Source organism: Pseudomonas sp. (assembly GCF_030683065.1).
Lineage (GTDB): Bacteria > Pseudomonadota > Gammaproteobacteria > Pseudomonadales > Pseudomonadaceae > Aquipseudomonas.
Map to the genome: position 1 here is coordinate 75,800 of NZ_JAUXMX010000060.1, position 12,124 is coordinate 87,923.

Genomic DNA, 12,124 nt, shown 5'->3' on the forward strand with positions numbered 1-12,124 from the left:
CCTTTCCTCCTGGCGGAGCAGAGAGCGGGCCGTACGGCCCCGCTCTCGATTCGCGTCACGTGTTATTCGGTTTCCAGATCGATGTCGATACCGAGTGAACGGATCTCTTTGATCAGTACGTTGAAGGACTCGGGCATGCCCGGCTCCATACGGTGATCACCGTCCACGATGTTTTTATACATCTTGGTACGGCCGTTCACGTCATCCGACTTAACGGTCAGCATTTCCTGCAGGGTGTAGGCGGCGCCATAGGCTTCCAGTGCCCAGACCTCCATCTCACCAAAGCGCTGACCACCGAACTGCGCCTTACCACCCAGCGGCTGCTGAGTAACCAGACTGTAGGAACCCGTGGAACGCGCGTGCATCTTGTCGTCCACCAGGTGGTTCAGTTTCAGCATGTACATGTAGCCAACGGTGGTCGGACGCTCGAACTGGTTACCCGTCCGGCCGTCGATCAAGCGCATCTGGCCGCTTTCTGGCAGGTCTGCCAGCTTGAGCATCGCCTTGATTTCGCTTTCCTTGGCACCATCGAACACCGGAGTGGCCATCGGCACACCGCCACGCAGGTTCTTCGCCAGGTTGAGGATTTCCTGATCGCTCAGTTCATCCAGATTTTCCTGACGGCCGCCGATCTCGTTGTAGATCTGCTGCATGAACTTGCGCAGCTCGGAGACCTTGCGCTGCTCTTCGAGCATGCGGTTGATCTTCTCGCCCAGGCCTTTGGCCGCGAGGCCTAGGTGGGTTTCGAGGATCTGCCCGACGTTCATCCGCGACGGTACGCCCAACGGGTTGAGAACGATGTCGACCGGTGTGCCATGCACATCGTGCGGCATGTCTTCGACCGGCATAATTACCGAGACCACACCCTTGTTACCGTGACGACCAGCCATCTTGTCGCCCGGTTGAATGCGGCGACGGATTGCCAGGTAAACCTTGACGATCTTCAGCACGCCCGGAGCCAGGTCATCGCCCTGCTGCAGCTTGCGCTTCTTGTCTTCAAACTTGTCGTCGAGCAACTGACGGCGGTCGGAAATATAGGCCTGAGCCTTTTCCAACTGCTCGTTCAGTGCATCCTCGGCCATGCGTAGCTTGAACCACTGACCGTGCTCGAGGCCGTCGAGGAACTCGTCGGTGATCTCTGTGCCCTTCTTCAAGCCAGCGCCGCCATCGGCCTTCTTGCCGAGTAGAGCCTCACGCAGACGCTCGAAGGTTGCGCCTTCTACGATGCGGAACTCTTCGTTGAGATCTTTACGGATCTCGTCGAGCTGGCTCTTCTCGATCGACAGGGCACGAGCATCACGCTCAACGCCGTCGCGGGTGAAGACCTGCACATCGATAACGGTACCCTTGGTGCCGGTTGGCACGCGCAGGGAGGTGTCCTTAACATCAGACGCCTTTTCACCGAAGATCGCACGCAACAGCTTCTCTTCCGGAGTCAGCTGGGTCTCGCCTTTCGGGGTGACCTTGCCGACCAGAATGTCGCCAGCACCCACTTCGGCACCGACGTAAACGATACCGGCTTCGTCCAGCTTGTTCAGTGCAGCCTCACCGACGTTCGGGATGTCGGAACTGATCTCCTCCGGCCCAAGCTTGGTGTCACGCGCCACACAGGTCAGTTCCTGAATGTGGATGGTGGTGAAACGGTCTTCCTGAACCACACGCTCCGAAAGGAGGATGGAGTCTTCGAAGTTGTAGCCGTTCCACGGCATGAACGCGACGCGCATGTTCTGGCCAAGCGCCAGTTCACCCATGTCGGTAGACGGACCGTCAGCCAGGATGTCGCTGCGCTCGACCTGATCACCCTTGCTCACCAACGGACGCTGGTTGATGCAGGTGTTCTGATTGGAGCGGGTGTACTTGGTCAGGTTGTAGATGTCGACACCGGCTTCACCAGTCTCAACTTCATCATTATTGACCCGTACCACGATGCGACTAGCGTCGACCGAATCGATCACACCACCACGGCGTGCCACAACGCAAACACCGGAGTCGCGCGCTACGTTGCGCTCCATCCCGGTGCCGACCAGCGGCTTGTCGCAACGCAGTGTCGGTACGGCCTGACGCTGCATGTTCGAACCCATCAACGCACGGTTGGCGTCGTCGTGCTCGAGGAACGGGATCAGCGAAGCGGCAACCGAAACTACCTGCTTGGGCGATACGTCCATCAGCGTGACGTCTTCAGGCGCCTTAACGGTGAATTCGTTGAGGTGACGCACAGCCACCAACTCATCGACCAACTGACCCTTCTCGTTCATCGTCGCCGAAGCCTGGGCGATCACATGATCGGCCTCTTCGATAGCCGAGAGAAAAACGATTTCGTTAGTCACCAGGGTGTCGTTCACTACACGATACGGGCTCTCGAGGAAACCGTACTGGTTAGTGCGCGCATAGGCTGCCAGGGAGTTGATCAGACCGATGTTCGGGCCTTCCGGCGTTTCGATCGGGCACACACGGCCGTAATGGGTCGGGTGTACGTCACGGACTTCGAAGCCAGCACGCTCACGGGTTAGACCGCCCGGGCCAAGAGCTGAAACACGGCGCTTGTGGGTAATCTCGGAAAGCGGGTTGTTCTGGTCCATGAACTGCGAAAGCTGGCTGGAACCGAAGAACTCTTTCACCGCGGCCGCAACCGGCTTGGCGTTGATCAGATCCTGCGGCATCAGGCCTTCACTTTCGGCCATCGACAAACGCTCTTTAACCGCGCGCTCGACACGCACCAGGCCCACACGGAACTGGTTCTCGGCCATCTCGCCTACGCAACGAACGCGACGGTTACCCAAGTGGTCGATGTCATCGACAATGCCCTTGCCGTTACGGATATCGACCAGGGTCTTGAGGACCGCAACGATGTCTTCCTTGCACAACACACCCGAACCTTCGATTTCGGTACGACCGATACGACGGTTGAACTTCATCCGGCCAACGGCCGACAGGTCGTAACGCTCAGGACTGAAGAACAGGTTATTGAACAGGGTCTCGGCAGCATCCTTGGTTGGTGGCTCGCCGGGACGCATCATGCGGTAAATCTCGACCAGCGCTTCCAACTGATTGGTAGTACTGTCGATTTTCAGGGTATCGGAGATGAACGGACCGCAATCGATATCGTTGGTGTAAAGCGTTTCGATACGGACGACCTGAGCCTTGACTACTTTGGCCAGAATCTCGACGTTCAACTCAGTGTTGCACTCGGCAATGATCTCGCCAGTTGCAGGATGGACGATGGCTTTGGCGCTGGTGCGACCGATCAGGTAATCGATCGGAACTTCGAGCTCTTTAGTGCCTGCCTTGTCCAACTGATTGATGTGGCGCGCGGTAATCCGACGGCCTTGCTCAACGATGATTTTGCCTTTCTCGTCCTTGATGTCGAGAACAGCAATTTCACCGCGAAGACGATGCGGCACCAGTTCCAGGTTGAGCGTTTCGCCCGTCACATGGAACACGTTGGTGGCATAGAAGGCGTCGAGCACTTCTTCAGTGCTGTAACCGAGCGCGCGCAACAGGACGGAGGCCGGCAACTTGCGGCGACGGTCGATACGAACAAACACGGCGTCCTTGGGATCGAACTCGAAGTCCAGCCAAGAACCGCGATACGGAATGATGCGAGCGGAGTAAAGCAGCTTGCCAGAGCTGTGGGTCTTGCCACGATCGTGGTCGAAGAAAACGCCTGGCGAACGGTGCAACTGGGAGACGATAACGCGCTCGGTACCGTTGATAACGAAGGTACCGTTCTCAGTCATGAGCGGAATTTCGCCCATGTACACTTCCTGCTCTTTAATGTCCTTGATCGCTTTATTCGACGATTCTTTGTCGAAAATGATCAGGCGCACTTTTACTCGCAACGGCACCGCGAATGTCACGCCGCGCAACACACATTCTTTTACGTCAAATGCCGGATCGCCCAAGCGATAACCAACATACTCCAAGGCCGCATTGCCGGAGTAGCTGATGATCGGGAAAACGGACTTGAAGGCCGCATGCAGGCCGATGTCACGAAACTGGTCCTTGGTCGCTCCCGCCTGCAGGAATTCGCGATACGAATCCAGCTGAATGGCCAATAGATAAGGCACATCCATAACATCCGGCAACTTGCTAAAGTCCTTGCGGATACGTTTTTTCTCAGTATATGAGTAAGCCATCAGCGTTCCCCAGCTTGGTCACCTGCTTATTTGGCCTCTCCGATGGGAGCAGCCAGAAACTCTTGCAAACCCTTTGGTTTGCGCCACCGCTGTACAGGGTGGGTTGTTCCCAGTGAAAGTTGACTAATGAATAGCCAACCTACAACGGAAAAAGGCCGGTGGCAAAAGCCACCAGCCATCAGCCTTAAGCGAGTCGCTCAGGCTGTAGACGCAAGGTCGTCGCTTACTTGAGCTCGACTTTAGCGCCAGCTTCTTCCAGGACTTTCACTGCAGCTGCAGCTTCGTCCTTCGAAACGCCTTCTTTAACAACGCCAGGAGCGCCATCAACTACTGCTTTGGCTTCTTTCAGACCCAGGCCGGTCAGTTCACGAACAGCCTTGATCACGTTTACTTTCTTCTCGCCAGCTTCCAGCAGCACGACGTTGAACTCGGTCTGCTCTTCAACTACAGCGGCGACGGCAGCGGCCGGGCCAGAAGCAGCAGCAGCAGTAACACCGAACTTCTCTTCCATTGCCTTGATCAGTTCAACAACCTGCATCACGGACATGTCGGAAACGGCGTTGATGATGTCTTCGTTGGTCAGAGCCATGACTCTAAATTCCTGTATTGGGGGACAGCCTTCGCGGCCATCAAATTAAACAAATAAGATTGAAAGACTATGCGGCGAGCCTTAGGCCGCTGCAGCTTCTTTCTGGTCGCGAACAGCCGCCAAAGTACGAACGAACTTGCTGGTAACGCCTTGCATCACGCTCATCAGCTGAGAAATCGCTTCGTTGTAAGTCGGCAGAGTTGCCAGTACGTCGATCTGAGTGGCTGCGAGGAACTGACCCTCGAACGCAGCTGCCTTGATCTCGAACTTGTCCTGACCCTTGGCGAAATCCTTGAAGATACGAGCAGCAGCGCCCGGATGTTCATTGGAGAACGCAATCAGGGTCGGGCCTTTGAACACGTCGTTGAGCACTTCAAACTGGGTGCCCTCAACGGCGCGGCGCAGCAGTGTGTTACGCACGACTTTCACGTACACACCAGATGCGCGGGCCTCTTTACGGAGTCCGGTCATTGCAGCTACGGTCACGCCACGGGCATCAGCCACGACAGCGGACAGGGCAGCTTTGGCAGCCTCGTTGACTTCAGCGACGATGGCCTTTTTGTCTTCGAGTTTAATTGCCACGGGTTAACTCCTGGATGTTACCGTTTCGTCCAACCGAGACTGGACGGCGTTTTGGTGTCTGATTCGGTAAGAATCGGGAGCACCATCTGCGTAGGCTGCTGGAGATTACTCACCAGGTTTAAGGCTTTCGCCACCTACGGTCTTGGATAGCCCCCGCCAGGCAGGGACCCCAATTTTATAAGCTGGCGCAATCACTCGCGCCAGCCACAATTATTAAGCGTCGAGCGAGCCTTGATCGATGATCAGACCTGGGCCCATGGTAGTGCTCAAGGTCACGCGCTTAACGTAGATACCCTTGGAAGTCGACGGCTTCAGACGCTTGAGGTCGGAAATCAGCGCTTCAACGTTCTGCTTCAGCTTCTCGGCGTCGAAGCCGACCTTACCCACGGAACCGTGAATGATGCCGTTCTTGTCAGTACGGAAACGTATTTGACCAGCTTTGGCATTCTTGACGGCAGTAGCTACGTCAGGGGTAACGGTACCGACTTTCGGGTTAGGCATCAGGCCGCGCGGGCCGAGAATCTGACCGAGCTGACCAACAACGCGCATGGCATCTGGAGATGCGATGACTACGTCATAGTTCAGGTCGCCGCCTTTCATTTCGGCAGCCAAGTCGTCCATACCAACGCGATCAGCGCCAGCAGCCAAGGCAGCTTCAGCAGCAGGGCCCTGGGTAAATACCGCAACGCGAACGCTCTTGCCCGAACCGTTCGGCAGCACAGTTGCGCCACGCACGACCTGATCGGATTTACGCGGGTCAACGCCCAGATTCACAGCTACATCAACAGACTCGGAAAACTTGACAGTCGACAGTGCCGACAACAGGGCAGCAGCATCAGCGAAGTTATAAGCCTTACCGGCTTCAATTTTCTCAGCAATTGCCTTTTGACGTTTAGTCAGCTTGGACATTACACACCCTCCACGTTGAGGCCCATGCTACGAGCAGAACCGGCGATAGTACGCACGGCTGCATCCATATCAGCAGAAGTCAGATCAGCCTGTTTAGTCTTGACGATCTCTTCCAGCTGAGCACGGGTCACAGTGCCAACCTTAACGGTGTTCGGGCGAGCTGAACCGCTGGTAATGCCAGCAGCTTTCTTCAGCAGCACGGCTGCCGGAGTACTCTTGGTTTCGAACGTAAAGCTACGGTCGCTGTAAACAGTGATGATTACCGGAGTTGGCAGACCAGGTTCTTGCCCCTGAGTCCGAGCGTTGAACGCCTTACAAAACTCCATGATATTCACGCCATGCTGACCCAATGCCGGACCTACTGGTGGGCTCGGGTTAGCCTGTGCAGCCTTTACTTGCAGCTTGATATAAGCCGTTATCTTCTTAGCCATGAGCTACTCCAAATACGGGTTCTAGCGCCTTACGGCTCCCCGGTGTTTACGCATTAATCCCAGTGACGAAAAAACCCCACAGCCTATGGCTGCGGGGTAGGGGATACTTGTGTTAGTTACGCCTTCTCGACCTGGCTAAACTCCAGCTCGACCGGAGTGGAGCGACCAAAAATAGTCACTGCCACTTGGATACGGCTTTTATCGTAATTCACTTCTTCGACAACGCCAGTGAAGTCCGCAAAAGGACCGTCGACAACACGGACCATTTCGCCAGGCTCGAACAGCGTTTTAGGCTTAGGCTTATCGCCACTATCAGCAACCCGACGCAAAATGGCATCAGCTTCCTTATCGGAAATTGCTGCTGGCTTGTCGGCAGTACCACCGATAAAGCCCATCACGCGAGGGGTATCCTTGACTAAGTGCCAAGTCCCTTCATTCATATCCATCTGCACAAGCACGTAGCCTGGAAAGAACTTGCGTTCGCTCTTACGCTTCTGGCCATTGCGCATTTCCACTACTTCTTCAGTAGGGACTAGGATCTCACCGAAACCATCTTCCATTCCGGCGAGCTTTACACGCTCGATCAACGAACGCATCACATGCTTCTCGTAACCCGAGTAAGCATGCACGACGTACCAACGCTTAGCCACGGGACACCTTTAGCCGACTACAAACGAAACAAGCCAACCCAGCAGGGCATCTAGACCCCACAACAGCAGAGCCATTACCAAAACAACAGCCACGACAATCAATGTGGTCTGCGTGGTCTCTTGACGGGTTGGCCAAACGACCTTACGAATTTCAATGCGCGCTTCTTTAGCCAGCTCAAAAACAGCCTGACCCTTGGTTGTCTGTAGCGCTACAAAGCCAGCAACCAACGCCAGCACAAGCAAGGCCAAGACACGGTACAGGATTGGCTCAGCAGAGAAGTACTGATTACCAACCACACCCACCACTACAAAAGCGGATACCACAATCCACTTGAGCAGATCAAAGCGCGAATCTTTGGCTTCAGCCTTAACATTCATTACGAGGATCCTGTGAGAAGACACGCCAAATTCGTTAGAAAATGGCAGGTCAGGAGGGAATCGAACCCCCAACCTGCGGTTTTGGAGACCGCCGCTCTGCCAATTGAGCTACTGACCTAAAACTGAAATCAGGCCGACCATTATGCCGGCCCGACAGAGACAGATCAACCGATTACTCGATGATCTTAGCAACTACACCTGCACCTACCGTACGACCACCTTCACGTATCGCAAACCGCAAACCATCTTCCATGGCAATCGGAGCGATCAGCGTTACGACCATCTTCACATTGTCACCCGGCATTACCATCTCAACACCTTCAGGCAACTCGCAATTGCCAGTCACGTCGGTTGTGCGGAAATAGAACTGCGGGCGATAACCTTTAAAGAACGGCGTATGACGACCACCCTCCTCCTTCGACAGCACGTACACCTCACCCTCAAACCTTGTATGCGGCTTTATAGTGCCCGGCTTAGCCAAAACCTGACCACGCTCTACATCATCGCGCTTGGTGCCACGGAGCAAAATCCCGCAATTCTCTCCAGCACGCCCCTCATCGAGAAGCTTGCGGAACATCTCGACACCAGTACAGATCGTCTTAGCGGTATTACGTATACCGACAATCTCTACCTCCTCCTGAATCTTGACTATCCCACGCTCAATCCTGCCGGTCACAACCGTCCCACGACCAGATATCGAGAAGACATCCTCGATCGGCATCAGAAACGGTCTATCGATCGCACGCACAGGCTCTGGAATGTAACTGTCCAGCACACCGACGAGCTTGCGAACCGCAGTCACACCCATCTCATTTGCATCCTGACCGTTGAGCGCCATCAGCGCCGAACCAATCACAATAGGCGTATCGTCACCCGGAAAGTCATAGGCAGATAGCAGGTCTCGAACCTCCATCTCCACCAACTCCAGCAACTCCGCGTCATCCACCATGTCAGCCTTGTTCAGGAAGACAACAATGTAAGGAACGCCCACCTGACGGGAAAGCAGAATGTGCTCGCGAGTTTGCGGCATCGGGCCATCGGCGGCGGAACAAACTAAAATCGCGCCATCCATCTGCGCAGCACCAGTGATCATGTTCTTCACATAATCAGCATGACCTGGACAGTCCACATGCGCGTAATGACGAACAGAGGAATCGTACTCGACATGAGAAGTGTTAATGGTAATACCACGAGCCTTTTCTTCAGGCGCATTATCGATCTGAGAGAAGTCGCGCGCAGAGCCACCCCACGCATCGGCACAAACCTTGGTCAAGGCCGCTGTAAGGGTAGTCTTGCCATGGTCAACGTGGCCAATAGTGCCTACGTTCACATGAGGCTTGTTACGTTCAAACTTCTCTTTAGCCATCTCGACTGTCTCCAATTGAAGAATTGAGCAAGCCATACCACCATTAAGACAAAGGCAGATATTTTCATATCTGCCTTTGTTGAATGGAGCTCATGAGCGGACTCGAACCGCTGACCTCACCCTTACCAAGGGTGTGCTCTACCAGCTGAGCTACATGAGCATTACACGTCGCAATCACAACAAACATGGAGCGGGTAGCGGGAATCGAACCCGCATCATCAGCTTGGAAGGCTGAGGTTCTGCCACTGAACTATACCCGCAGAGCTTGCAGCTCATGCTAAATCTGGTGGAGGGAGAAGGATTCGAACCTTCGAAGTCGATGACGTCAGATTTACAGTCTGATCCCTTTGGCCGCTCGGGAATCCCTCCAGACAACACGCGGCATTCTCTTCAGAACACCCCTTACTGTCAAGCAATTTCTCATTAAAAACCTGAGCTTAGCTGCATTAACAATAACTCCGCATGGCTATAAACAAAGGCTACCTTGCTAAGCGGGCGCCATTCTATTCAATTTAGAGAGGCGATGCAATGCTTCCGCACGGCATTATTTGATGCCGCAACCCTTTAAAGTCATTAGCCAAGGTCTGCAAAAGCGTATCACTGACCAACCGACGACTCTCGGGAGCGATGCGCACCCGATAACTTCGATGAGCGCGCGGTAACTCCCGCAGCTTCGACTCGTAACCCGCATCACCCAGTCGTTGCATAACGCTCTTCGCCGAATCCTCGCGGGGAAATATCCCCAGCGATATACCGTTGGCCAAATCTCCCTGGGTAATGATGTAGCTGTCTATTTTTCTCGCCTGCAATTCTTTCAACTGCCGCAGCGAAGCCTGGCGAGATGCCAGCGGAGGTAAATAAACCCAGTAATCAACTTCCGCCGCAGTATCTATGGGTTGCACGTGGGCACGGATGTCAAGACTGAGCAGGCGCTGCTCAACAGCTGCAGCCGCAGCCGCCAACTCAAAGCCAGCCAGGTAGAGGCAGAGGGCCGTATCGGCACCGTCAATAGCCGTGCGCCCTGGCGAAGCATGCCGACCAGACTCACTCAACAAGTGAATGTCATGCTTGCTGTCTTGAGCAGATATCAGCGGGGCAACTTCTTTTGGCCGCAAAGGTGACTGCTGTTGATGCCATACGTAATAAAAAACATTCAAGACGAACAACAATAAAAAAACCCAGCGCATGCAATACCTCAACTCAACGGACAAGCAACAGCCAAACCGATAAAAACCAGATCAGGGGCCACTTGCGCATTAGGCGCCACGCCTGACACCAGAGAAGCGTCGCCTCCAGTTAGAAAGACTTGAAAATCATCCCCCAAATTGCTTTGTGCAATATCCAGCTGCGTACGCACAAACCCCTGCAGCATGAGCAGGCAACCCCGTTCAACCGCCTCAGCCGTTGAACGCCCAGGAACCAAGCTCCGCATAGCTATCCCGGCAAGCTGGTCGTCATAACGCGTTCGCCGAGTATGCGTTCGCAATTGACTACGCATTAACGGTACACCTGGGCAGATGAAACCCCCAAGGTGCTGACCATCAGCATCAACAAAATCCGAAGTGACTGCTGTACCTAGATCGAGAACCAAGCAGGCTCGGCGGGACTGGTGGTAAGCACCAACCATAGCCAACCACCGGTCAAGCCCAAGTCGCTCGTACTGCTCATACCCATTGCGCACGCCAGCCAGCTCCAACGCCGGATGCGCGCAAACACTCTCCACAGAAAATGCTCGTCTCAGGGCCTTAACAAGTTGGGTTGTTTCTTCATCCGATCGCACACTCACTAAACGACAAGCGAACAACCTGACCTTTTGCTGCTGAACGGCGCTCACAAGCTCTTCATCGCTACCCACCACACCACCAAAGATAGTAGTGGAGTCAGTTTTGCTAACGATCCGCCATTTTATAAAGCTGTTACCGCAATCGAGCTCAAGAATCATCATGTAACCTCAACCCGAGCTCTCCACCACTGTAGCTTTCCTCGACGCCAGCAACACACAAACGAATAGCACCTACCTGATCAACCCCCAACACCACGCCTTTAACTGGCTCCGTACCTGCCGTTAGTGTCACTTCCAGCCCTTGCCACAAATGACTATCTTGCCACTCATCCCGCAATGCCGAAAACCCTTGCTCCTGATGAACACCGAGATACTGGGACAGCTGACGGTTGAGCTCACGGATAAATATGTTCCGATCTACCACGTGCCCCAACTCAGCGCGCATGGAAGTCCACGACTGATCAATCGTAGCCTTATTGGCAAGCATGTTCACGTTAACGCCAATACCTATCACAACATGACACACATCTGCAGGATCGCCAGTCAGCTCCAAGAGGATGCCCGCTATCTTGCTACCGCTCACCAAAACGTCATTCGGCCACTTCAATCCAGCCCCCACCATCCCGGATGCCTGGAGCGCACGCAACAATGCCAAGCCCACTGTAAGACTCAACCCCTCCAGCTGACGCATTCCACCATTTATCTGAATAGCCAAGCTGTAATAGAGATTCTCACCGAAGGGGCTTACCCAGTTGCGCCCCCTACGGCCACGACCCGCAACTTGTCGTTCCGCCAGTACAATAAAAGGAGGAATGTGGCCCCTGGCCAAACGGCGAAAAACTTCGGCATTAGTCGAGTCTACTGACTGCAAAATACTGACAGGCCAACTGTGGCAATACTCGCTATTTACCAACGCTTGCTCATCCAGCAATAGAAAAGGGCTTTCTAGCCGATAGCCTCGACCGCGAACCTTGTGAACCGGCAAGCCGAGTTCAGCCTCCAGAACTTGTAATTGCTTCCAAATAGCAGAGCGGCTCACGCCCAGGACAGCACCCAACGCTTCCCCAGAATGAAAACGCCCATCCTGCAGGAGCCTTAGTAATGGCAACATAGCGACCTCACCTAGCGACAAGGGACGCATCATAACGGCACACCTGTAGGTTGCCTACATTGCTACGCACGATCTTTTCTGCGGTGCAAAGACAAACCCCCCACCTGCTCACGCAGATGGGGGGTTTGAAATACAAGCTTGACGATGACCTACTCTCACATGGGGAAACCCCACACTACCATCGGCGAT

General features: G+C 54.4%; 11 protein-coding genes and 4 tRNA genes. All 15 read right to left on the minus strand.

The features are described 5' to 3' along the window. Nucleotides 1-62: 62 nt before the first annotated feature. Nucleotides 63-4,136: a DNA-directed RNA polymerase subunit beta gene (rpoB, locus tag Q8K09_RS18555; protein WP_305256460.1), complete on the minus strand. Its 4,074-nt coding sequence runs from the start codon at nt 4,134-4,136 to the stop codon at nt 63-65. Nucleotides 4,137-4,359: 223 nt separating this feature from the next. Further along, nucleotides 4,360-4,725 (minus strand): 50S ribosomal protein L7/L12, encoded by a 366-nt coding sequence (gene rplL / locus Q8K09_RS18560; protein WP_305256461.1) that lies wholly within the window; start codon nt 4,723-4,725, stop codon nt 4,360-4,362. 81 nt (nt 4,726-4,806) lie between these two features. After that, complete coding sequence (gene rplJ / locus Q8K09_RS18565) at nt 4,807-5,307, minus strand: 50S ribosomal protein L10 (protein WP_305256462.1); 501 nt, start codon at nt 5,305-5,307, stop codon at nt 4,807-4,809. Between the two features lie 213 nt (nt 5,308-5,520). After that, on the minus strand, nt 5,521-6,216 hold the full coding sequence (gene rplA, locus Q8K09_RS18570) for a 50S ribosomal protein L1 (protein WP_305256464.1): 696 nt from the start codon (nt 6,214-6,216) through the stop codon (nt 5,521-5,523). Next, nucleotides 6,216-6,647, minus strand: a complete 432-nt coding sequence (rplK, locus tag Q8K09_RS18575; protein WP_305256465.1) for a 50S ribosomal protein L11 — start codon at nt 6,645-6,647, stop codon at nt 6,216-6,218. Before rplK ends, rplA begins: the two co-directional genes overlap by 1 nt. 116 nt (nt 6,648-6,763) lie before the next feature. After that, nucleotides 6,764-7,297, minus strand: a complete 534-nt coding sequence (gene nusG, locus Q8K09_RS18580; protein WP_305256466.1) for a transcription termination/antitermination protein NusG — start codon at nt 7,295-7,297, stop codon at nt 6,764-6,766. A 9-nt stretch (nt 7,298-7,306) separates the two neighbouring features. Next, on the minus strand, nt 7,307-7,675 hold the full coding sequence (secE, locus tag Q8K09_RS18585; protein WP_305256467.1) for a preprotein translocase subunit SecE: 369 nt from the start codon (nt 7,673-7,675) through the stop codon (nt 7,307-7,309). 42 nt (nt 7,676-7,717) lie between these two features. Beyond that, nucleotides 7,718-7,793: transfer RNA gene (locus tag Q8K09_RS18590), tRNA-Trp, on the minus strand. 54 nt (nt 7,794-7,847) lie between these two features. After that, entirely contained in the window at nt 7,848-9,041 is a 1,194-nt protein-coding gene (gene tuf, locus Q8K09_RS18595) for an elongation factor Tu (protein WP_305256468.1), read from the minus strand. Between the two features lie 84 nt (nt 9,042-9,125). Next, nucleotides 9,126-9,201 (minus strand) — tRNA-Thr (locus tag Q8K09_RS18600). 26 nt (nt 9,202-9,227) lie between these two features. Then, a tRNA-Gly gene (locus Q8K09_RS18605) sits at nt 9,228-9,301 on the minus strand. 24 nt (nt 9,302-9,325) lie between these two features. Continuing rightward, nucleotides 9,326-9,410, minus strand: a tRNA-Tyr gene (locus tag Q8K09_RS18610). 143 nt (nt 9,411-9,553) lie between these two features. Further along, nucleotides 9,554-10,228 (minus strand): SPOR domain-containing protein, encoded by a 675-nt coding sequence (locus tag Q8K09_RS18615; protein ID WP_305256469.1) that lies wholly within the window; start codon nt 10,226-10,228, stop codon nt 9,554-9,556. Between the two features lie 8 nt (nt 10,229-10,236). Continuing rightward, nucleotides 10,237-10,983, minus strand: coding sequence for a pantothenate kinase (locus Q8K09_RS18620; RefSeq protein ID WP_305256471.1), 747 nt, complete (start codon nt 10,981-10,983; stop codon nt 10,237-10,239). Further along, nucleotides 10,973-11,935, minus strand: a complete 963-nt coding sequence (gene birA / locus Q8K09_RS18625; RefSeq protein ID WP_305256472.1) for a bifunctional biotin--[acetyl-CoA-carboxylase] ligase/biotin operon repressor BirA — start codon at nt 11,933-11,935, stop codon at nt 10,973-10,975. Before birA ends, Q8K09_RS18620 begins: the two co-directional genes overlap by 11 nt. Between the last annotated feature and the right edge of the window lie 189 nt (nt 11,936-12,124).